The organism is Pedobacter ginsengisoli, assembly GCF_030244015.1.
Lineage (GTDB): Bacteria > Bacteroidota > Bacteroidia > Sphingobacteriales > Sphingobacteriaceae > Pedobacter > Pedobacter ginsengisoli.
In genome coordinates this window covers 1,305,565-1,328,126 of the sequence record NZ_JASSYX010000001.1, presented here as the reverse complement: position 1 = coordinate 1,328,126, position 22,562 = coordinate 1,305,565, and the positions used below count along the sequence as shown (strand labels likewise).

The following is a 22,562-nucleotide window of genomic DNA, read 5'->3' as shown; positions in this document are numbered from 1 at the left end:
TGCCGGCACTATTCATCCAAAGGTTTCCGAAGGGTCAGAATAATGAACTCCCGGTCAATAATCTGACCAGCATTGCTGGTAATGGTTTCCTGATGGCTGTCAGAATTGATTATAGCAAATCCGGCTGAAACAAAAAGAGCGCGTGCCTCTTCAAGACTATACAGCTTAAATGTATACTTGGTAAAGGGCAGCTTTTCCATAAAGTCCTTGGGCGCAAAGGCGACAGTAAAAAGTCCACCGGGCTTTAACACGCGCATGATCTCCTGCGCGTACGCCTTCGGCTCATTCCAGAAGTAAATGGTGTTCACAGTAAACGCACAATCAAAAAACTCATTGAAAAAAGCAAGCGTTTTGCCATTTGCCAGTGTAAAAGTGGCCTGTCCGGAATTTACCATTTTCTGGTTCGCTTTTATAGATTCCAGGACCATCAGCTCAGAAATATCCACACCATAATATTTCAGGCCTTTTGCCTGTTTAAACACCTTGGGCACATGATCTCCCCCACCGGGACCAATTTCCAAAACCCGCTGATCATCTGTCAGGCCCAGAACAAGAATGGCTTCCGATATCATGTTATGATTGTGCATAGCCATATTTTGAGCGGTCAAAATCCCATATTCGCCGCTTGGACAGTTCAGCTGTTTAGCAATTTCCATGAGCTGCGTTTCATCCTTTATTTCAGACATGCTATCTAATATTTGGTTAAAGCACCAATCTACATTTTTATTGACAATTTTGCCATTCCAATTTCTGAAATAAAAAGAACAAGCATGGGCTCAGGCAAGCCTGATCATGCACTGCACATCCTTCTGGCTCAGGTAAAGCTCCACACAATAACCCTGCGGATCAAGGCCAGGATATGTAAGCAACTGGTTAAAAGCCTTTTCAATACCGGCGACATCCTTCATAAAATCTTTAATCAGCAGGCTCACATAACGTCCTTTTTCTATTGTAATGGTCTCCAGCTTCAGTTGTCCGGCTTCTCCGTCGTTTAATTCTTCTGCCGCAGCTCTGTAAACGATGCCACCATTATTTTCCGGTCTTGACAAGCCAAAATACCTTCTGCTTTCAGAATAAGGGATCAACGCGTGAAGTGTTTGATGAGCAGCCAGCACTCCGTCAGGGAACGAAGAAGCTGTAACATACATCGCTTTGATATCATTGTCTATCGTGATGATCTCCATAATAATAGTGGTTAAAGTTAAATTTTATTCAAATCTAAACCTTAATGCCCATACCTGATGAGGTATAAAAATGACAAATTGCGAGGCGGATTACGTCAGGTTTCACTTGACCGAAATCTCATGCAAAAGCGTGTTCAGCTCTTCCAGGATCATTTTCCCTTTATCATGATTGTACCATTTCTGCAGTTCAGTTTTCGTTGTTTCAAAATCAGCCTGTTCTGCCATGAGTCTCTTATATAAAAGCTGGCATTCTGCAGGTCTGGGACCCCATACGGCCAGATCCTGATCCTTTTCATTCCTGATCACCAGTTTAGGAATGGACTTACTTTGTCCAGTCAGGTAATCATTGATCAAAAACGGCTCAGAGTCCCTCAGCTGATAATCAATCTCAATCAGGGGGTTCCAAAGCGTGATCAGCTGGAAAAAAGGCACGATATGAGCAGCATCCCCGCACCAGGGCTCTGTGATCACCACCCAATGCTGTGCAGTATCAATTTTAGAAAGCGTCTCTTTAATTTCGTCAGATAAAGTCCCCACCTTCAGCCAGCGATTCATTCTCGACCAGTTGAGTTTGGCGTAGTCAAAATAGGCAGGGTTGTCGTAAGGTGCTGAAGGATCAGGGCTTTCAATGATCGACTGAAAGTATTGCTGGTATTCAGAGAAATTCATAGCTTAAAATTTGCATGCAATGTATTATGTTGCGTGCTAAACATTGTCAGCATTATACTATATTACAATAAATGGCAAAATTCTTACTTTAAGCTGATGCTGTTTATTTTTTTACAGGAGGAGGCACGTCTGACCTGAACGGAACCTGCTTTCTTAGCATTTTTCCTGCATAACCCGTGAGGTACAAATAATAGTCAGAAGGAATATCGTCTTCAAAAGTCACAAAAGTACTGGCCCCTACAGGAGGATTTTTAGAAATTTTAAAAATAGCCGTACCCTCGTCTATCTCATCAAACATAGCTACATAAAGCATCTCCGTACCATTTTGGATAGCTGCAGACAATTGCTTCCAGAAAAACTTGCCCCTGTTTCTGGGAATCTGATTAGAAAGAGCTCCTGGGTTCATATTGTGCCAGCTAAATCCGGGAAACACCACACCTACATAATCCAGCTTATTCTGTTTGCACCACAACACATCTCCTTTTTGCACCTCAGCATACTTACTGTAAGCCATTTCGTTACCATATCTGCCAACCGTCCAGGGATGCACAATGTCTGCCTTTCTGATAATTTCATGCAGCAAAGGATTCTTTTCTGTATCATTTCCAAACTCACGCCAGTAGGTCGGTACACCCAGCATTACCGAGCATCCCCCGTAAACCGGATCATTCTTTAAAAAATCAACAATCTTGTCTACATCTTTTAAAGTATACTTCCGTTTGTCGTTAAAACCTACACCCCAGATTACAACCAAAGGTTTTCCATTGTGATAAAGGTAAGTCTGATTATTGCCCCTGCTGGTAATCTTCATGCTATCTACCAGGTTCTTCCAGTCGCTAATCAGTACCGGAACATCAATACTGTCACGCATTCCTGAGAGGTCGTACATTACAGATACAGCACGGCCATATTTTTGCGACGATTTTAAGGCATTATCCAATACTGTATTGAAGTGGTTACGGCCAGACCTGCCCCTGATCTCTGCTACAAAACGCTGCATAAACACACCGTCCAGACCATATTCTTTCATCCATCTGAAATGGGTTTCTACAGTTGATGCATCATGGGCACTGGTCAGGTAAGCAGGGCTTCCGTCTGCATGCACAAAAGCCGTTTTGTATACCTTTTTCTGCTCACTTACCTCAGGCCAGAGGTCTACATTAGTACTTCCGGGTTCAAATTTGCCCCTCGACTGGTAATGATACCAACCCCTTCCCGCTCCATCCTCCGCCGCATTGTGCCAACCCTGGTACCCAGCCATGATCAGGCCCTTATAACTTTTGAACCTGGATGTTTTACTGTGTTTACTTTGTGCATAGGCAGTGCTTACAAAAAGCAGCAGCAATGCCAGAATAAATAACCGTTTAAATTTCATTTGTGTGTGCATGTTTGTGCTTGTACGCTACTGTCCTCAAATAGATCGCTGTTGCCAAAGAAAGCTTTGAAGATTAAAAAAAGATTAATATTTCACTAATTGGCGGATTAAGTTTCAAATAAAATACCATTTCAGTCCGATCAGGAATTATTTCTGGAAGATTTCCGGATATTTTCTGATAAAATAAACCGGCGTACAGCTCCAGGCATGACAATAGCTGTTGATGGGAAAGAAGTTATAAGGCGACAGTTTATCATTGTTCGGATCATAAGCTTCCCAGAATGTATCAGCCCCCTTATTGACCATCCCTCCCCAATAGGTTTCCATCAAATCCTTTGCTTCCTTTGCCATTCCTGACTTGATCAGGGCCGCCACATAATAGTGCGTCAGATATGGTGTACCCGGCCTCACAGCGGTTTTATGAACAGCAATCGCTTTCATAGCCCTTTGTGCTTCCGCTTTGTTCGCCACCTCACCCAGTACCATCCAGGATTGCGACGCCAAGGAGATCTGCTTGTCCGGTCCACTGGTAAACAATCCGGTATTTTTATCATATAAAGATGTCCTTGCAGCCTTAGTCATCTTCGAGATCAGCGCAGGAAGTTCAGCAACCTCGTTCTCTTTACCCAATTGTCTGGCAAGCGCTAAAGTCTCCTTCATGGCAAAGATCATAATGCCCTGTAAAGAAGCCTGCTTATCCAGACCATCTCTCCAGTCTACAAATAACCACCAACCCTGTTGCCCTGCTCCGCCAGGATTAAACAGTCCCTTCGCATCCAAATGCCTGCTGATGTTTTCCAATTGTTTTTTTGCCACCGGCCAAAGGTCAAGCGCCGTTTCTTTGTCCCCTGTTGCCAGCAGATACTCCTTCAGGGCAGCATTGTACAAAAGAGAATATTCAAAGAGAAAGGCCTGTCCCTCCTGCGCATGCAGGTCAGGAGTCTCAAAAGTACTGGCATGAAGGAAGCCATCCTTTTGCGCAAGGCCCGCAAGTATGTACAGGCATCTTTTAGTGAGCTGGTGATTTTTAAAAGAATAAGTATTGGCTATGGACTCCAGGTAAAGATCGCCGATCCACAGCCTCCTGTCCCGCTTAGGTCCGTCTTCATAAACAGTCTGCATACATTCTTTCAGCGTAGACAATCCTACAGCATCAATCTTTGCAATCAGCGGGCTTGTTGCAGCCGCTAAAGCCGCAGGTGCATTGGAAACACTGCTCTGCGCTTTAAATTTCATGTCGGTTATCTTAAAATCAAAGCCATTGGAACTCCCCAGCAGCTCCATCTTGAGATACCTGAAGGCCACCCTCCTGGGAATGGTCACCGTAGCCGGCAGATCAATAACTGTAACAGTTTCGTCCTGCAGCCATGCCCTGCTCAAACCACCTGGATACGGATCAAAAGGCGTTGCCAGCTCTGCAGGAACCTCTCCGAAGGTCAGTTTGAACCTGAGCGGCGCATCCGGAAAATTACGACTCGCCCTGATGGTAAAAGTATAATAGCCCGTCAGATGCTCCCCAAAATCAACAACCACACCCGACTGTTTTTTAAAGGACTGTCCGTAAAGACTTTCTACCGTACCCGATGGTACCGCTTTCCAGCCTTGAAAGGCATTTTGATCCGCAACGAGCTTTACCAGTCCAATTGGTTTTTTCTCCTGTTCCACCAGCTGGGGCTTGTTCATTTCTGCTTTGCCCAGCCAGCTCTTGCGTTGCTCCACACTATAAAAATCCTGCGCTTTTAATAAAAACGGAAACATCAAACAGCAGACCAGGGCAATGATTTTTAAGTCTTTCATCTGTTAATAATTATTTATGGCTTCATAGTGTTGAATATTTATGCTTGCTTCTCCGATTGTTTTTTGGAGTGATGAAGCTATGGTGTTCTTAATCATCTCTCGTATAAAAGATCATAATGGTTCATTCCTGAGTTTTGACCCTATCCGGATCTGTCAGTTGGCTTTCCGCGGATCCGTGATCTGTGGTAGCCAGGAAATAAAAGACCCTGCTTTTGGCCCGTTGCCTGCCGAAGCATAATCACAAAGGTCAATGGTGACAGGAACCCCACCAGCCTCAGTATAAGACTCCGGTGCAAACCTAAACCTGAACTGCATCCAGGTATCTTTAGCATCATGGGCCACCGGGATCAAATCCACGTAACCGGTATTTGTGCTGACACCAACAAAAGCACCCATACTCGTTCCCGGCAACGATTCATCACGGGCCAGCAGAATCGGTCCGCGCATGATGGCCGCATACCTTGGCCGCTCACCCAGGTACAAGACACGTCCGCGCATATCCAGCGTGATACTGACCTCATCTCCGCTTTTCCATTTCCTGGTAATGGCCGCATAAGTACCTTCTTTAATTCCTTCAACACGAATTCCGTTTACCATAACTGTATTTTTCCCGCTCCAGGCAGGTATGCGCAGTCTAAGCGTAAAATCTTCTTCCTTATTTAAATTCAGCACCAGTTTTATGGTTCCATCCTCCGGATAAGCAGTTTGCTGTATCAGCGTTACCGGATTTCCGGCTGGTGTAGCCAGCTGGTACCGGCCCTCCGCAAAGTAATTTACAAACAGGCCGTCCTTAGATTTCATGACTACATGAGCGGGAAAATTAAACAAGCCCCGCGGACCGCTCGCCTCACAGCAATTGATGTTCATTCCACATTGTCCGCTACCAGGCAAGCGATGACCAGTCAGCGGCGTATACTTTGCCCATTGCCTGCCATCGGTGCTCATTGAGCCAAGTAAGGCATTATAGTAGCTTGTTTCTACTGCATCAGCATACTTTGAGTCACCGGTCAACCTGAGCAGCTGCTGGCCCAACTTGATCCAGGTCACCGTAACACAGGTTTCCTGGTAGTGGTGAATCGGCCCGGTCTGCAAAGGTCTGCCACCGAACCACATTTCAGTTGAAGCTCCCGATCCGGCAATATTTATTTCGGTATCGTAAATGTTCTGCCAGGTCTTTTCCACCGCAGTTTTGTATTCCGGCTTTGCCGTCAGCCGGTACAGTTCCAGCAGACCTTCATAGCAGGACATCATCTCGTAAGCCTTTTGGCCCTGCTCCGGAGAGTACCAGTTTACTGGTTTAGGAAAGCGTTTGGCAACATCCACACCAGCATTGCTGATCAGATGCGGGCCCTGCGGGCTCTCCCACTGCCTGACGATTTCTTCAGCAAAATCCAGGTACTTTTTATTTTTTGTAGCTTTATAAAGCAGGCAAACAGGTTCCAATACCGACGATGCCGCCATGCCCCTGTAATTCCCCTTCGTGACAATAATGCCACCGGCCTTTTCCAGGTCATCCATCAGATTATCGGCCACTCCCTTTGCAGCTTTCAGACTTTTTTTATCACCGGTGAGTTTGTAATAATCGAGTAAGCCAAGCATACAGTACTTACGGCCCCAGATGTCCCATTGCTGGAGGCGGTTTTCCTTTTTATAGTTTCCGATATATCCGTCTTCAGTTTGCGTAGCAATCAATCCAGTTACTGCATCGTCCAGTTTCTTTTTAAGTTCTGCTGTAGGGTGATATTTGTAAGCAAGTACCGCTGAGGTAAACCATTTGCCCCAAAACTCGCTCTGCCACAGGTTAGTTTCATTTCTATGTTTAAAGGGCTCGATCAGATACTCTGCATCCTGTGTCAGTATGCGGTTGTTGTAGGAGCTCATCAGCCTCTGTCCGATCACACCTTCGATAGTTTCTTTTGACGCAGGAATTAATTTATCCTGGGCAATAGAGGGTTTCGGAAATAAAAGGCAAAGACAGAGACACGGGATCAGCAGGTATTTCATAACAGGTATTCATTTGGTGTCCTTAAAAATATCAAATATTAATGAATATTCAATATTAGGACCAGACCAACCTGCTCTCCCTTAGTTTGCGGTTGCTGCACCTTTTCTGCATACCTCCTGCGGTTAAATATACTTTTAATCGCAGGACTACCGCAGCAGTACCGCAGGAAGTACACAGAAATGCACAACTTTGCCCGATGTCTTACCCGATTATAACTACACAGGTTATCCGATGTGGAAAAGCCCTAAACCAAAGTAACATGACATAAAAAAAGACGCCGCACATTGCGACGCCTCTCAAAACTAAACTAAACTAAACGGAACTTAAATTATTTTGCTTTCTGCTTTAGGAGACTGATCTCCTTCTTTAAATTTTCAATCTCTGCCTGCTGTTCTTTTATGGCTCCAACCAGCAAAGGAATAAGGTCCTTGCTGTCCACTTCGTCATAGGACGCCACTTTTGTATTGTTTTTACCGGCAGGCACCTGTTTTGAGGTCTCATGGACCAGATCAGGCAGTGCGGTCTGCACATTGTTGCTCAGGAAACCGTATTGATTGCCTTCAGGCAAATTCAGGTATTTATACTTTTTGATGTCATACCTGAACTTCACAGGCTCAAGGCTAACCAACTGCTGTGTAGCGCCTGAAACTTTTTGGACTTCAACTTTGAGCTCTTTTTCATCAATCTTTTGTGCATTGGCAGTGAGTGCACACGCAAATAGTAAAAGTCCGCAAAAGGCACTTTTACCCGCTAAAGGATACTTCATAAATTTAAAATGTTTGTAAATACTGTAGTTTAAACTATTAATTATGCGCTATACGAAACGGCAAAATTGGGCGGAGGGCCCCATACAGGAAAATGAACGAGAGAAATGTGATAAACATCTGTATGAATGAGTTTTTTTGACAGTACAACCAGAGACAGGATGGTGCTGGTATGCGGAATAAATTCATCTGCAAACTCCATGCTTTTCGACTCTTTTTCGTCATCGGCCGGTTCATTGGAATCTTGTTGTGACTCCTGGGCGATTGCTATTTTCTCCACTAAATGATCTGCAAAAGCCATATTGCTCTTTACAAAAAGGAAAGTGAATAAAATAAATATACCTGCCAGTTGTCTAAACATCGTGTGCAATCGTTTAATTTTATATAGGTTGCTCTGTAGCGCAAATATATATGTTAAACTAATATACGCAAGGCATGTTTCAAATTATGTATTTAATATGATGCGTTTTTGTAATAATGGCTGGAGTTGTGATTGAAACCTGTACCGTTACCGGCAAGTCTTTTCAGGTTTTATGGATTGGTATAAGGGTTTGGTTTAATGGCAATAAGTGACATCTCTTTTTCCTTTCCTCTCAGCTTTATTGACCCGAGCATCTGTGTGGTAAAGGTGCTTTCAAAACTCAGCTCGTCCATCAGATCAGCGGAAACAATCACTTCTTCGTTGAATTGTTTGCACATACTCTGGATCCGTGATGTGGTATTGAGTACATCCCCGGAGTAAGTAACGTCTCTTTTTATAATGCCGATCTCGCCCGCTACTACCCTTCCGCAGTGGATGCCTGCCTTAAAAGTAGGCAGCAGGCCGTAATTGCTATGGTATTTTTCAGCATGAGTGGCCAGGTGGTCTTTGATGTCAAAGAAACACTGAATGCATTTGCTGTTCTCAATACCGTCTTCATATTTCCATGCGATCACGACCTCGTCGCCGACATACTGATAGATCTCACCCTTATTGTCCAGAATTGGATTGGTAATATCTGTAAAGAAGTCTTTTAGCAATTGATGATACTGCTTGTCCCCGAGTTTCTCTGCAATTGTTGTTGAAGAGTTGAGGTCCAAAAACATAAAAATCCGGGTTTCATCACGTGGTGTGTTGTATTTTCCGCTAAGAATATTCCAGAAGATGCCTGGTCCGAATTTACTGTTGATCTGCAGCATCAGCTGGGTTATGGCTACGATAATACTCCATACCAATCCATTCTTTTCAAACCTGTGGATGTCTGAAACGGATATGTATCTCAATATGACATTGATGATAAGAATGATCAGAATAAATGAACCGGTTACGACGGCAATGGTATATAAATAGGGTTTATCATGATATTTTACATTGACGTAGAAAACCAGCAGGCTTCCGCCGACTAAGGCGCCGAACAATGCAATCCCCATATTTAGTATAACAGAGGTCGTCAATGAATAAACGGGCACGGTGCCTAGTGAATTGTGGGTATGCAGCACCAGATGTTCATAGATGGCTATTACAAATCCAACTATCATCCAGGAGATTACAATGACAACTAGTTGTTTGAGTTTGTAATTTGTCCTGCGGTTCATTGGTTTGGTAGGTGTTCTTTTGCAATCTAAGTTATTCAATTTTAGTAAATAATAGGCTGTGGCAGGTACTTTATGTTTTCAGATCGGGGGTGGATTGGAATGGTGCCAGAGCTGGCATTTTCTGCATGGATTGAGGTTAAATAAACTTTTTTAATTTTATTTAGTTAAATAATGAAATAATCCTATCTTTGCACCCTCTTCAAAAAGAGAATGATTCCGTAGCTCAGCTGGTAGAGCATTACACTTTTAATGTAGTGGTCCTGGGTTCGAATCCCAGCGGGATCACATAGAATAACAACCTACAAAACCCTGCAATCGTACGATTAGCAGGGTTTTGTTTTTAGGGCAAACTGCAAAATATTCAAAAAATCGCATATAAAAGGTGAGCGGGAAATCTTTCTCACTCTAACTATTATTCTCACAATTTTAAAATATTATATTCGTGAAACGTTTTGAATGAAACCTGAAATACAAACACTCCATAATGTCTGGTCTGATAACAGATCAGTAAAAATCACAGACAGTAACAAGATCTCTTTTTAATGAGCTTACAAATTCGATAATAAGCACGGGACCGTTTTCTTTTTTCATTATGGACTTCTACGATATGTCCATTTCCCATGTGAGTGACTCACTTTATGAAATGCATGGTCTCCATCCAGGCGACACTACAATTAATGACATATTAGGTATGCTCCATCCGGACGACATTGGTTTTGTGATCAAGGCAGAAGATTTTCTTACCACGTTTTTTACAAACAAAGTTGGCCGGGATAAGTTAATGAGCTATAAGATCAGTTACAATTATAGAGCAAGAATAAATAACGGGGATTACGTTTTATTTAACCATCAGGCCCTCATGCTTACCTTGGATGACAGTGGCGGGTATGGGAAGTCGCTGATTATCAATACCCGGATTGATCACCTTGGTTACACCCCTAACTACAAAATTTCGCTTATCGGTTTACATGGCGAACCTTCGTACATGAATTTAAGTATTGACGGACATGCAGAAGTGCCTGCCCCGTTTTCTAAAAGGGAAATCGATATCATTAGAAATATAGCTGAGGGGTTGGACAGTGCGGAAATAGCCGAAAAGTTGTTTATTGCCGAATCAACGGTAAAAAAACATCGCAAAAATATTTTGGAAAAATCTGATTGCAAAAACACTGCTCATCTGATTAAAACCTGCATTCTCCAAGGTTTGATTTAGCATATCCTCCAATGTAACACAAAAGCAGAAATTTATACTAAAGCAGCCGCAACTGTTGTAGGGAGTTTGTTGGATCAATGGGAATGCCTCAACCGAAAGAAAAGAGCGAAACTTATACAGCCTTTTTATTTAGCAGTCGATTTCCAACATCAAATCAATTGAACGACTTAATCTGTTTAGACCGGGTATTCCACCAGCCGTAACCACTCACTCCGCATTTAAACTATTATTTTTCTTGAACGTTTTTAACAAGAAAGTAAACAGACATTAGAAAGGTTAATACATATACAATAGTTAAAGCCGGTTTTTCGAATTTTAAGTTTTCAAAATCAAATTGTTTAAAAATAGCCCAACCCAAAACAATTACTATAATTACGAATGGAAATGGCTGTCCTTTTTTATTGCTCATAAGTTTTAATGTTTAATTATTAGATCTGTTAATATGCCAATTATTATTGCTGCCAATGAAAAAGTAAACACTGTTTCTGCCTGTATTTTGGTTTTAAATAGGATTCCATATATAGAGCCCACGTGTAATCCGGGGAAATGCTTCTCTTAGCCATGCAACAATTGTTTCCGGTAAAAATGAAAACAAAAAAAATCCCATATACTACACTTTAGTGTAAATTTGCTGCTAAGCCCCTAATAGCTAATGAAAAACCACATTAATTCAAGCTTGCTTACCAGGAACAGGCTTGGAAAAATATCAGAACAGGACCGTCTTCAACAGCAACATTATTTGGATGTTGTAAAATCTTTTGCAAGGTTGACCTATGAAAGCATATATGTTATCGATTATGAAAAGATGGCGTTTGAATACGTATCAGAAAATCCATTGTTTTTATGTGGATATTCTTCTGAGGAAGTGTTGGATATGGGCTATGATTTCTATTTTAAAAATGTTCCTGAAAGTGATTTGGAACTGTTAAATCTGATTAACGATGCAGGATTTGATTTCTATAAAAAATTAGATGGCAATGCGAAAAAATTGTACAGCATAACTTACGATTTCAATTTGGTTAATAAGGATGGTAAGCATATTCTCATCAATCATAAGCTTACTCCGTTGTTTTTAACAAGCGATGACCAGTTATGGAAAGCAATGTGTATAGTTTCTATTTCACACCATAAAAGTGCGGGTAATGTTTGTATTCACAAACAAGGCACTGAGGAAACCTGGAAACTAAACATAGAAAATAATGTATGGCGTAAATCAGAAAAACCTAAACTCACGAAAAGAGAGATAGAGATATTACGGCTACATGCGCAAGGGTTAACAATTAGCCAAATTGCAGAAAAAATATTTGTTTCTTCTGATACAGTGAAGTATTACAGAAGGCGAATTTTTGAGCGTTTAGGTGTGAGCAATATAGTAGAAGCACTTTCTTGCGCTGTTAACAACAAGATTATTTAACTTGATATTGTAATTCAATTTAAACAATAAAAAATGAAAGTAAAAGTTATGGGCATCCCTGTCCCCAACCAGGTGAAAGCGTTGGAGTTTTATACCGGGAAATTGGGCTTATAAAAAAACATGAGGTTCCGCCAAACCAAAACAGCAGGTGGTGACGGTGGTCGCAAAGAGGAACGGAATGGCACTGAAGTTTGTTGGAACAGCCAGATTATTTTTGATTAAAACCGGAAAGCCTTTAACTTTTGCTGGTTAATTCCAACCAGCAAAGTGTTATTTACAATAATTGCACTTCGCACGTCTCCTTTTAGCTTGAGGCCACTTTCCTGTTCAGGGACATAATTAAACTTGCCTTTTCCGTTGCCCTTTAGCAGTACGCCATGGTTGGCATCATATTTACCAAATCGGATGCGCGACTGGTTGATGTTGCCACATAAAAGCAGGTCTTTATTGCCGTCTCCGTCGTAATCCAGGCAGGTGATGGTATATACCGGGGATAGCTGCGCCTGCAGCGGCAATTGCTTCTCTTTGAACCTGCCATCTCCGGCACTTTCAAAGTAGGCAGTCTTGAGATAGCTGGCCTTTAAGCGCTTTGCGCCTTTTAGTTCTTCTGCGGTAAAGATTTCTTTTAACCCCGCTTCTGCATAGCTTTTATAATCAGGGAAACGCGGACGCATAATACTCATCTGATCAAGCATCTCGTCCCGGCTCAGGTACGGATAACTTTTGCCCATAATGTAGAAACAGAGGATCGGATCCATTCCTCCGTTGTTGTCAAAGTCTTTATAGATCAGTTCTGCCGGTTCTTTGTCGCTTACCCGGCATTGGCTGTTGAGTCCAAGATTGCCCATCACGAGGTCTGGCCGGCCATCGCCGTTCAGGTCTTCGACCTTCAGGGTATTCCACCAGCCACTGTATTGTTTGTCAAAGTATTTATCTGTCCTGTTCTTTAGCCTACGGCCGTCATTGAGGAATGCGGTAACGGGCATCCAGTCTCCCACAACAATGAGGTCCTGTTTCTTATCGCCGTTGAGGTCCAGGACCGCAGCATCTGTCACCATACCGATATGCTCCAGAGTGGGTGCAATTTGTCTGATCTGATCGGTAAAGTGCCCTTTACCATCATTGATCAGCAGGAAGCTCTTCGGTGTTTCAGGATACCTGGAAGGTGTGACACGGCTGCCCACGAACAGATCTGGATGGCCGTCTCCGTTGAAATCACCCGTTCTTGCACAGCTCTTGCTCACCCACATTTCCGGAAGTGAATTAATGGATTTGTTAAAATTGCCCCTGCCGTCATTGAAATAAAGCCTGTCCTGGAATAGCGGATCATTGTCTTTAAAGCTTGCATATCCTCCGCTTACGACATAAAGGTCTTTATGACCATCACCATTGGCATCAAAAAATATGGCATCTGTATCTTCACTCGCTGCGTCAGTTATAAACGGTTTCTGGTCTTTAACAAAAGACCCGCCTTTTTTCTGGAAAAACAATGCACCGGACTGATTGATGTCGCCGCCCACAAATACATCTTCCAGGCCATCACCGTTTATGTCTGCCTTGGCCATGCAAGGTCCGGTAAAGGATAGCGCATTGACCAGCAAGGGCTGACGCTTATAATCATTGATGTCATTTTTAACCTGCACTGACGCAATTGGCGGGGTTATTTCGGTAAATAAAGGTTTTGGTGACATCGGCCTGCGGTAGGTCTCTTTGGCATCGCTTTCGGCAAACAATAATTGCCTGCCGGCAGAAACATTGCTCAGAACCTGTTTTCTCCCGCTGAGCCAAACTACGCTTACTGAATCGACTTTTTTCTCCTGGCCCAGGCCAAAATGCAAAATTTGGGATACGCTGGAAAGGTATCCTCTGGATGGCATTTGCTGCAGGCATTGTTGCTTTCCTTTGTTAAATACCGTTACGACGGCGCCAAGTCCATCCGTATTTTTACCACTGCCTTTTAGTTTGACTTTTAAATAGTGCGCAGAGGAGTCGCTTTGATTTTGATAGACAAAAGCGGCTTTATTGATGTTATTGACTATAATATCGAGGTCTCCGTCGTTGTCGAGGTCACTGTATGCCGCCCCATTGCTGTTTGAGGGGATATTGATGCCCCAGGCAGCGCCTTTATTGGTAAAGGTAAGATCACCGTTATTCTTATAGATATAGTTCTTTACATCAGAGGAGGGTACATTTTCAAGGATGGTTTCCAGATCTTTTGGTGAGATCTGGCCATTGAGGCTTCTCATGTAGTTCTCATTGAATTTAAGCACGTCCATATTGGTAAAGTCGCGCATAAAACCATTGGTGATAAAGAGATCTTTCCAGCCGTCATTGTCATAGTCCGCAAACAAAGGGGCCCAGCTCCAATCGGTATTGGAGATGCCAGCCAGTTGTCCGATCTCGCTAAAGGTGCTGTTGCCGTTGTTGAGATGCAGCATATTCCGGACATACTGGTAGTAAAATCCATTTCGCAGGTTAATGTTAAAGGATTCGTAGTTATCCATCCCTCCTGCGAGTAGTTTTTGACGTTTGTTGTCTTCAGGAAGCATATCCAGGGTGAAGATATCCTGCAGACCATCATTATTGATATCAGCGATGTCATTACCCATCGAAAACAGGGAGATGTGGTCCAGCTTTTCAGACAGCTGATCTGTAAATGTACCGTTCCCGTTGTTGATGTACATACGGTCAGGAATGGCATAGTCATTAGATAGGTAGATGTCAGACCATCCATCACCGTTGATATCAGCAACGCCTCCGCCCAGGCCATATGATAAGGTAGATGTACTTAATCCGGCCTGTTTGGTTACATCCTTGAAATGTCCGTTGTCATTTCTTAATAATTTCGAGCTCGCAAGCGGATCGTCCTGCTTTTTTAATTCTTCTATTGTGCTGTCATCCAGATTACTGAGTACGTTAACGTTGTCGTTTACCAAAAACAGGTCCAGATCACCATCCCGGTCATAGTCAAAGAAGACCGACTGTGTACTGTAGGATGGGTCTGCCAGTCCATAAGTTTCGGCCTCGTCTTTAAAAGTAGGGATGCCATCTTTGTTTAGTCCCTGGCTGATAAAGAGCTGATTCTTTGATTCTGGTCCGGCTTGTCTTCCTGCGTAGCATACATAAATATCCAGATAACCGTCGCCATTGACATCAACCATATTCACCCCGTTTTTCCATCCGGGAATCCGCGAACCTACTCCTGCGGTTTCGGTAATGTCGGCAAACTTCATATGACCGAGGTTGTGATAGAGTTTATTGCCATTCATATTGCCGGAGAAATAGATTTCATCCAGCCCGTCGTTGTTAAGGTCGCCAACCGCCACACCGCCACCGCTATAGAAGCCCTGGTAAAATCCCTGCATGCTTTTTTTAAAGTCCTCCTTGATCACATTGTGAAACAGGATATTGGTGCTGGTAGAATCAAGCAGGGTGAAGAGTGGATTTTCTGCTATGTTGTTTGTTTCGTGTTTTTTCGGTCCTGTGCAGGAAAACAGCAAAAAAAGGCATAGGCCTGGAAAATAGGATTTTACCAGTGGTGTTCGGTTCATAGTTTGGTTATAGTCTGGTTCTATACTCAACATTCACCTGAATAATTATGATGAATATTAAATATAGCATACAAGCTTATGACAACATATCTAATAAAAAGTCCTATCCGGGGCTTAGAATTTTATGGTATATATTGCTAAGTTTACATTACAAAGCATAAACACATAAACACGACAATGAAACAGAACTTTATTTTTTCTATAGCCAGAGCATTATCTATCCTGCTCCTGTCTTTTATATTTCTTGGCAGTTCGCTGGAAAAGCCAAAACCCGGCCCTAAATGGGAACAGCTTTTTAACGGAAAAGACCTCAGTGGCTGGAGTCCTAAAATAAGGTATCATGATTTTAATGAGAACTTTGGAAATACTTTCCGGGTACAAAACGGAAATATAGAAGTAAGGTATGACCAGTATTCGAAGTTTGATGAAACGTTTGGCCATCTTTTTTATAAAAAGCCTTACTCTTATTATCTTATTGCCGCAGAATACCGTTTTGTAGGGGAACAGGTAAAGGGCGGACCCGGCTGGGCATACCGGAACAGCGGCATCATGATCCACGGTCAGGATCCTTCGACCATGAAAAAGGACCAGGATTTTCCCAACTCCATTGAAGTACAGCTTCTGGGCGGTGCAGGTAATGGCGAGCGGCCTACGGCCAACCTCTGTACTCCAGGCACTCAGTTTGTCAAAGACGGTAAAGTGATCAAGACGCATTGCATTGAGTCAAGTTCTAAAACATTTAACGGTGAGCAGTGGGTCCGGGTTGAAGTACTGGTCCTGGGTGATTCCCTGGTGGTGCATTATGTAAACGGCGAGGAGGTTTTACGTTATGAAAGGCCACAATCTGACCCCGTTGGCGGAGCAGAAGAAGGTGCTCTTCTAAAAGGCGGCAGCATTTCACTTCAAAGCGAAAGCCATCCGGTAGATTTTAGAAAAGTAGAGATCATAGATTTAGAAAAGTATGCTAAAAAACCGGCAGAACTACAAGGGGTCATCAAAAAACTGATGGCAGAAAAGAGGATTGCCAAACAGTAACTCTTGACCTATATATTTTCCGAAGGTTTGATTCTTGTAATTAATCGTTTGAATTTTACAATTCTCTGCTTTAGGTTTCGTTTATCTTTACATCAATAATTAGATACTATGATAGCAGCAAAAGCATATGCGGCGCAAAGCCCTGAAACGAATCTGGCCCCCTGGAATTTTGAAAGACGTGAAGTAGGGCCTCACGATGTACAATTTGACATTTTATTTTGCGGTGTTTGCCACTCGGACCTGCACCAGATCAAAAATGACTGGTTTCCTGGGATATTCCCCATGGTCCCGGGTCACGAAATCGTTGGCCGTGTCATTAAAGTAGGTGACCATGTAAAAAACTTTAAAGTAGGCGACCTGGCCGGTACAGGATGTATGGTTGATTCCTGCCAGGTCTGTGAAAACTGTAAACAAGATCTGGAGCAGTACTGCCTCGAAGGCAGTACGCAGACTTATAACAGCTTTGAACGGGATGGTAAAACACCTACCTATGGCGGTTACTCAAACACTATTGTTGTCAGGGAAGAATTTGTCCTGCACATCTCAGATAAACTGAACCTTGCTGCTGTTGCACCGTTATTATGTGCTGGTATTACCACTTACTCCCCATTGAAGCACTGGAAAGTAGGTAAAGGCCATAAACTTGCGGTACTGGGACTGGGCGGACTTGGCCATATGGCGGTTAAGTTTGGAGTGGCCTTCGGTGCCGAGGTAACTGTACTCAGCACCTCACCTAAAAAAGAGGAAGACGCACGAAAACTTGGTGCTCATCATTTTTTAGTGACTACCGATGCGGATCAGGTCAAAGCAGCGAAGGGTACGTTTGATTTCATACTGGATACGGTGTCTGCTCCTCATGATTTTAACATGTACCTCTCTTTATTGAGAACTAATGGCAGCATGATCTGCGTTGGCGTGCCTCCGGAACCGGCGCAAGTGACTGCATTTAGTTTACTTGGCGGCCGTAAAAGCCTGTCGGGGTCTAGTATTGGAGGTATTGCCGAGACCCAGGAAATGCTGGATTACTGTGCGGAGAACAACATCGTGTCAGAGATTGAGATGATCGATATAAAAGACATTCAAAAGGCCTATGACCGCATGATCAGGGGCGATGTCCGTTACCGGTTTGTAATTGATATGGCTACTTTATAGCACTGGTTTATTTGTTTACGAAAGCTATTGCCATTCCATCGTACTCCTTAGCTCCTACGGTTTGCAGTATAGTGGCAGTAACTTTCGTATTTTCGGAAAGCATCTGGTTTAGGCGCCTCACTCCTGCTACCCGGTCATCACTGCTGTTCTCATCCAGTACTTTTCCCTCCCTGATCACATTGTCACAAATAATCACTGCCCCGGGTCGTGCCAGATCAAGTGCGGCTTCAAAATATTCTTTATATGGCGGTTTATCGGCATCGATAAATATAAGATCAAAATTTATTTCGCCGGACTCTTTGAGCTGCTCCATCACTTCTGATGCTTTTCCGACGCGTAAATCCACCTTCTCTAAAAGGCCTGCGTTTTCTATATTTTTCCTGGCGATACTGGCGTGATGGGGGTCGAATTCAACCGTTACGATTTTGCCATCAGCTGGGAGTGCCCTTGCCATCCATATCGTACTATACCCGCCAAGAGTTCCAAGTTCAAGTATCTTTTTAGCATTGCACATCAATGCAATGACCTGTAAAAATTTGCCTTGGTTTGCGGTTATGCTGATTTGCGGCATTTCTGCTTCATCGAGTGACTTTATCGTTTGCCGGAGTACTTCATCCTCAGGCGCCAGCAACTGACTGATATAGCCGTCCACCTTTTCAAACATTTGTTGATCCATACACAAATATAAAATTCAATCATTAAATTGCTTTATAATTATGAAAAAGTCAACGCTCTTCTTGTTCTTTTCTATCTTATTTTTCATGGCGGGATGCAGTCAGCAATCTCATAAAGAAACGATCTCAGGCATTCCAGACCCCAAAACACTTAACGAAACTTATGTAAGCAATCCAGATCAGCTGCTTGATCCGGAAACTGTTTCGGATCTAAATGCAAAATTAAGTACCCTTGATCAGGCAGGCATTGCGCACATCGACGTGGTATTTGTAAAAACCATCGGGGAACTCGTTCCAAAAGAAGTTGCGCATGAGTTATTCAATACCTGGAAGATCGGAAGTAAAGAAACTAATAATGGTCTGCTGATCCTGATTGTTCAGGATCAGAAAAGGATCGAGTTTGAAACGGGATATGGATTGGAAGGTGTGCTGCCTGACATAATCTGCTACCGGATCCAACAACAATATATGATCCCCTATGCAAGGTTAAATGATTTTAATAGCGCAGTAACCCGTGGGGTTAACGCTGTGGTCAGCCATCTTACCTCCAATCCTGCCCCCAATTTGACGGACACAGCGGGTATGGGTTCGACGGAGTTGACGATAACGCCGCCGGAGTCTCTGCAAAGCCTGACAGATATGGATTCCATGTATAGCAGTAAGGAACCAGGCGATATCTATTCATTAATTTTAGCTATCATCTACTTTATAATCTCAATCATAACAGGAATTGCCCTTTCCAAAAAAGCGAGTCTGAGAATACTGATCATTTTATTTATTTTCACAGCACCCGTCCTTTCTGTCGTTCAACTGAATCTTGACCATCCGGTTTCCTGGCATAACATCAGGGCATTATTGGTCGCCTATACCTTTCTGCTAATCTATACCCATATTCATATCTTTTTACTCAGCTGGATATCAGCTTCTTCTTTTAAAGTGGGAACCCAGCATGAGCAATACCTGAAACGCCGCAACACGTTTGCAGCTATGGAATGGCTTACAAAGGTATTTGCATTTCCTTTCTTATGGTTGTTCTGGAAAAAACATCAGGCTACATTAGAGGCGTTGAGGTATGAAAATATCAATTGTGAGCATTGCGGAACGCTGATGACTTTAACGAGCGAGGATAAGGATGATGAATTTCTATCCAAAGGACAGGCAAAGGAAGAAGAAATTTTTTCCATAGATTATGACGTATGGGTATGTAAAGACTGCGAACTGAACAAAATTCTGGATTATAGTAATCTGAAATCAAAAGCCAGGGAATGTAAATTTTGTCATTTCACTACTTCATTGTTCTCAAGACGTGAAACGATTGAACAGGCTACAACATCGAATCCGGGCTACGGTTACGACTATTTCGTCTGCGCCAATTGCGGAAAAGAGACCAAGAAACAGTTTATAATAGCCAAAATCTCTACATCAGGCAGTTCCTCTTCTTCAGGAAGTTCGTCGGGCAGCAGTTCCTCAAGCAGCGGAGGATCTTCCGGCGGTGGCGGGGCGGGAAGCAGCTGGTAAATCCAATTATTCCTTCTTCTTAAACAGGCCGTTTAATTTATCCGCGATTGTATTCTTAACTTTTTCTGTCGCTTGCGCTTTAATGGTATCAACCTTAGCCTGAGCGACCGCTTTAATTTCCTCCTTTTTCTCAGCAACTGCCTGGTTTGCTACTCCCCTAGCCCCGGTTTTTGCATCTCCGGCACCATATTTCAGGTTAATGGTAGGTTTTAGAATTGTACCGCCCAAAACTGCGTTGACCTTTATAGTTTCGCTCATTGCAACATTAGTCCCGGCTTTACTGTTCAGCTTTACAATAAAAGCGTTTGCTGCCTCGTTGGCTTTTGCGCCCAGCATAGCTCTTGGCACATTTAATCCAAGCTGATAATCTATACTCTGGTCCAGGCCATTTGAACCCTGAACATCCATCGAAATATCTTCCTTTTTAATATTAAAAGGCGCAACGTTTAAACGCCCGTTTTCGATCCTGAACTTGGTAAGTACATTGTTTAATTCCAGTTTTTTAAATTTATCAGAACTTAAAGCAGATGCCAGTTTATTCAAAGGTTCAAATCCGTCAAGTACTGCCTGAATAATGTTGGTCAGGCCCTCGGCATTTATAGAAGAGTAAACAGGCATCATATTCTGGTCCAGATCAGAATTGAACTTTAAATTAGTAGAGAACACCCCCTTTGCAAATTTTGCAACGGGAGCCAATAATTTCACTGTATTGAAGGTGGTAAAAGCCTTTTGAATGTCCATTTTTTCTATACCGAAATCAATGTCAACTTTTGGCTTTTTAGGATCCGTTGTTGCATACGAACCGTTCATCTTTACTGTGCCGTCAAGCATGTTCATGCCCATATCTTTAAAGTATATGGCCTTATTTCTTACCTCCAAAGCTCCTCTTGCATTGGTGATATCGTAATTATCATATAGTACGCGGCCTGCTTTTGCTGTGATATCAAAATCGATGTTTCCAGGCACTTCAAATACAGTTAATTTCGAATCGCTCCTTTTTTCTGCATGCACTGCACTCTCGGGGCCCATCAGCTCATTAACATCAATCAGGCTTGATGCAATATTGAATGTTCCCTGTAAAGCCTGGTCTTTTTTGAAGAAGTAGTTCAGGTAGTTATTCACTGTACCATTTGCTGTAAAATCACTTTTGCCAACTTTAGCTGTCAGATTACTTAATGTGATATTTCTAGGGCTAAAAGTCATTTTTGCCGAAGGGACATTAACTGGTATTGGCACATTTTTGCCTGAATAATTAAAATTACCTGCCAGCATTTGTCCTGATGCTTTGAAAGCTTCGTACTGTCCTTTATCAACAGATGATTTACGGCCCGACGCCTGTACATCGGCATCCAGAATACCACTTAAAGTCATATCTTTCATCGGAAAAATCGTAGTCAGCTGTTTTAAATCCAGTTTTCCTTTGAGTGCCATATCTACAAATGGATCCGTTGCTGGATTTTTCAGCAAGAACCGCCCATCAATTGGTACATTGCCAAACTCCATGTGAAATGCAGGCACATTTACAACGGTATGGTCCATTACACCGTCTGGATTACTGATTTGCGATTTAACTTGTATATTATTAATAGCCGAAGGCAGAGAAGGATATTTGATCTTACCATTTTCTATCGAAAGGCTGACATCAAATGCAGGTAATGATCTCTCATTGTATGTCCCTTTTGCGCTTCCGCTTATGGCAAATTTACCGGTGGCATCCATGTCCTTAAAGTTGCTGGCATAGATTGCAGGTATTAAAGAAAGGAAGTTTTTAAGTTCTGATTGCTTTGCATCAAATTTAAAATCCATCTCCATATCGTTGTCATTCGGCATTGCAAGGTATCCGACAGCCGACAGCAGCAGTTCATTAAGTTTGATCTTATTTTCAGCAAAAGTAAACTTCATGTTTTTCATGTCAACATCAACTGGAAGGTCAGCATCCAGCTTTACTTTGTTCAGATATGGAATACCACCATACTTAACCGTTAGTTTTTCTATGTTCGACTGGGTTTTAAGGATAAACAAATCCTGAGTAAAGTCACCTGTTCCGGTATGGTTTAAATTATCCATCTCCAGGAAAAAACCAAGGGAAGCATCATCATAAACAACTTTACCTTTTTCAATTCCATATTTTTGTAAGGCCGCTTTGAAAGCAGTTCTGGCAGTATCAACTCCTTCGCTGGCCGAACTGTCTTTCTTTAGGATATCCCAGTTGGCCAAACCGCTTTTTAACACTTTAGCCAAAATCTTTGGTTCTTCCAGATAGATTGATTTTATCTCGTACTTTTCACCCTTGATCACGCTCATCAGATTTACATTCAACTGAACTTGCTTAATGTTCGCCAGGGTGTCTTTAGCAAAGCTGTCAATACCCAAAACGGTAAGGCTGCCGATCTTTATCCCCATATTTGGAAACGAACTGATCAAAGTCAAGTCCAGGTTTTTAAAATCTACTTTGGCATTTACGCTCTTATTAATCGATGATTTAATCTTTGCATCAATTTCTTTTTTAAAGAATAAAGGGATAGCCGCTGCAGCGGCAAATAATATAGCAATAATGAGGACAACAATAACAGTTACTTTTTTTACCATAGGTTTTGTAATAAAAATTCAGCCTTACAAAGGAATGGTAAAGGTAT

At 42.5% G+C, this 22,562-nt stretch carries 18 protein-coding genes and 1 tRNA gene; 6 read left to right on the top strand and 13 right to left on the bottom strand.

Annotation, left to right across the window (positions count from 1 at the left end; translation table 11 throughout):
• Positions 1–8 precede the first annotated feature (8 nt).
• The 9 genes from QEP08_RS05720 to QEP08_RS05680 form a co-directional block, all read right to left on the bottom strand.
• Complete coding sequence (locus QEP08_RS05720) at positions 9–686, bottom strand: class I SAM-dependent methyltransferase (protein WP_285056522.1); 678 nt, start codon at positions 684–686, stop codon at positions 9–11.
• A gap of 90 nt (positions 687–776) precedes the next feature.
• Positions 777–1,184: a transcriptional regulator gene (locus tag QEP08_RS05715; protein WP_285056521.1), complete on the bottom strand. Its 408-nt coding sequence runs from the start codon at positions 1,182–1,184 to the stop codon at positions 777–779.
• Positions 1,185–1,286: 102 nt separating this feature from the next.
• The gene (locus tag QEP08_RS05710; protein WP_285056520.1) at positions 1,287–1,853 is read right to left on the bottom strand and encodes a thioredoxin family protein; all 567 of its coding nucleotides are present in this window, start codon (positions 1,851–1,853) and stop codon (positions 1,287–1,289) included.
• A 103-nt stretch (positions 1,854–1,956) separates the two neighbouring features.
• Complete coding sequence (locus QEP08_RS05705; protein WP_285056519.1) at positions 1,957–3,228, bottom strand: glycoside hydrolase family 99 protein; 1,272 nt, start codon at positions 3,226–3,228, stop codon at positions 1,957–1,959.
• Between the two features lie 147 nt (positions 3,229–3,375).
• Positions 3,376–5,025: an alpha-L-rhamnosidase-related protein gene (locus QEP08_RS05700; RefSeq protein WP_285056518.1), complete on the bottom strand. Its 1,650-nt coding sequence runs from the start codon at positions 5,023–5,025 to the stop codon at positions 3,376–3,378.
• A 153-nt stretch (positions 5,026–5,178) separates the two neighbouring features.
• Positions 5,179–7,029, bottom strand: a complete 1,851-nt coding sequence (locus tag QEP08_RS05695; RefSeq protein WP_285056517.1) for a glycoside hydrolase family 127 protein — start codon at positions 7,027–7,029, stop codon at positions 5,179–5,181.
• A gap of 329 nt (positions 7,030–7,358) precedes the next feature.
• Positions 7,359–7,796: a tail fiber domain-containing protein gene (locus tag QEP08_RS05690; protein ID WP_285056516.1), complete on the bottom strand. Its 438-nt coding sequence runs from the start codon at positions 7,794–7,796 to the stop codon at positions 7,359–7,361.
• A 41-nt stretch (positions 7,797–7,837) separates the two neighbouring features.
• Positions 7,838–8,155: a hypothetical protein gene (locus QEP08_RS05685; protein WP_285056515.1), complete on the bottom strand. Its 318-nt coding sequence runs from the start codon at positions 8,153–8,155 to the stop codon at positions 7,838–7,840.
• Positions 8,156–8,325: 170 nt separating this feature from the next.
• The gene (locus QEP08_RS05680) at positions 8,326–9,369 is read right to left on the bottom strand and encodes an adenylate/guanylate cyclase domain-containing protein (protein ID WP_285056514.1); all 1,044 of its coding nucleotides are present in this window, start codon (positions 9,367–9,369) and stop codon (positions 8,326–8,328) included.
• A 212-nt stretch (positions 9,370–9,581) separates the two neighbouring features.
• Between QEP08_RS05680 and QEP08_RS05675 the strand changes: the two genes are divergently transcribed.
• Both QEP08_RS05675 and QEP08_RS05670 read left to right on the top strand, forming a co-directional pair.
• Positions 9,582–9,654 (top strand) — tRNA-Lys (locus QEP08_RS05675).
• A 307-nt stretch (positions 9,655–9,961) separates the two neighbouring features.
• A complete protein-coding gene (locus QEP08_RS05670; protein ID WP_285056513.1) occupies positions 9,962–10,582 on the top strand; it encodes a LuxR C-terminal-related transcriptional regulator in 621 nt (206 codons plus the stop codon).
• Between the two features lie 226 nt (positions 10,583–10,808).
• Here the strand turns inward: QEP08_RS05670 and QEP08_RS05665 are convergent, their stop codons facing one another.
• Positions 10,809–10,991, bottom strand: a complete 183-nt coding sequence (locus QEP08_RS05665; protein ID WP_285056512.1) for a hypothetical protein — start codon at positions 10,989–10,991, stop codon at positions 10,809–10,811.
• A 243-nt stretch (positions 10,992–11,234) separates the two neighbouring features.
• Here QEP08_RS05665 and QEP08_RS05660 point away from each other — a divergent pair, with 243 nt between their 5' ends.
• Entirely contained in the window at positions 11,235–11,996 is a 762-nt protein-coding gene (locus QEP08_RS05660; protein WP_285056511.1) for a response regulator transcription factor, read from the top strand.
• Between the two features lie 218 nt (positions 11,997–12,214).
• On the opposite strand, the gene QEP08_RS05655 is transcribed toward QEP08_RS05660, so the two are convergent.
• A complete protein-coding gene (locus QEP08_RS05655) occupies positions 12,215–15,547 on the bottom strand; it encodes a VCBS repeat-containing protein (protein ID WP_285056510.1) in 3,333 nt (1,110 codons plus the stop codon).
• Between the two features lie 177 nt (positions 15,548–15,724).
• On the opposite strand from QEP08_RS05655, the gene QEP08_RS05650 reads away from it, so the two are divergent.
• Positions 15,725–16,582 carry a 3-keto-disaccharide hydrolase gene (locus tag QEP08_RS05650; RefSeq protein ID WP_285056509.1) on the top strand — a complete coding sequence of 286 codons (858 nt, stop codon included), beginning with the start codon at positions 15,725–15,727 and terminating at the stop codon, positions 16,580–16,582.
• Between the two features lie 108 nt (positions 16,583–16,690).
• On the top strand, positions 16,691–17,734 hold the full coding sequence (locus QEP08_RS05645) for an NAD(P)-dependent alcohol dehydrogenase (protein WP_285056508.1): 1,044 nt from the start codon (positions 16,691–16,693) through the stop codon (positions 17,732–17,734).
• Positions 17,735–17,741: 7 nt separating this feature from the next.
• Here the strand turns inward: QEP08_RS05645 and QEP08_RS05640 are convergent, their stop codons facing one another.
• Complete coding sequence (locus QEP08_RS05640; protein WP_285056507.1) at positions 17,742–18,410, bottom strand: O-methyltransferase; 669 nt, start codon at positions 18,408–18,410, stop codon at positions 17,742–17,744.
• A gap of 40 nt (positions 18,411–18,450) precedes the next feature.
• Between QEP08_RS05640 and QEP08_RS05635 the strand changes: the two genes are divergently transcribed.
• Positions 18,451–19,926 (top strand): TPM domain-containing protein, encoded by a 1,476-nt coding sequence (locus QEP08_RS05635; protein ID WP_285056506.1) that lies wholly within the window; start codon positions 18,451–18,453, stop codon positions 19,924–19,926.
• Positions 19,927–19,932: 6 nt separating this feature from the next.
• Here QEP08_RS05635 and QEP08_RS05630 read toward each other — a convergent pair whose 3' ends face one another.
• Positions 19,933–22,515 (bottom strand): AsmA-like C-terminal region-containing protein, encoded by a 2,583-nt coding sequence (locus QEP08_RS05630; RefSeq protein WP_285056505.1) that lies wholly within the window; start codon positions 22,513–22,515, stop codon positions 19,933–19,935.
• Positions 22,516–22,562 lie beyond the last annotated feature (47 nt).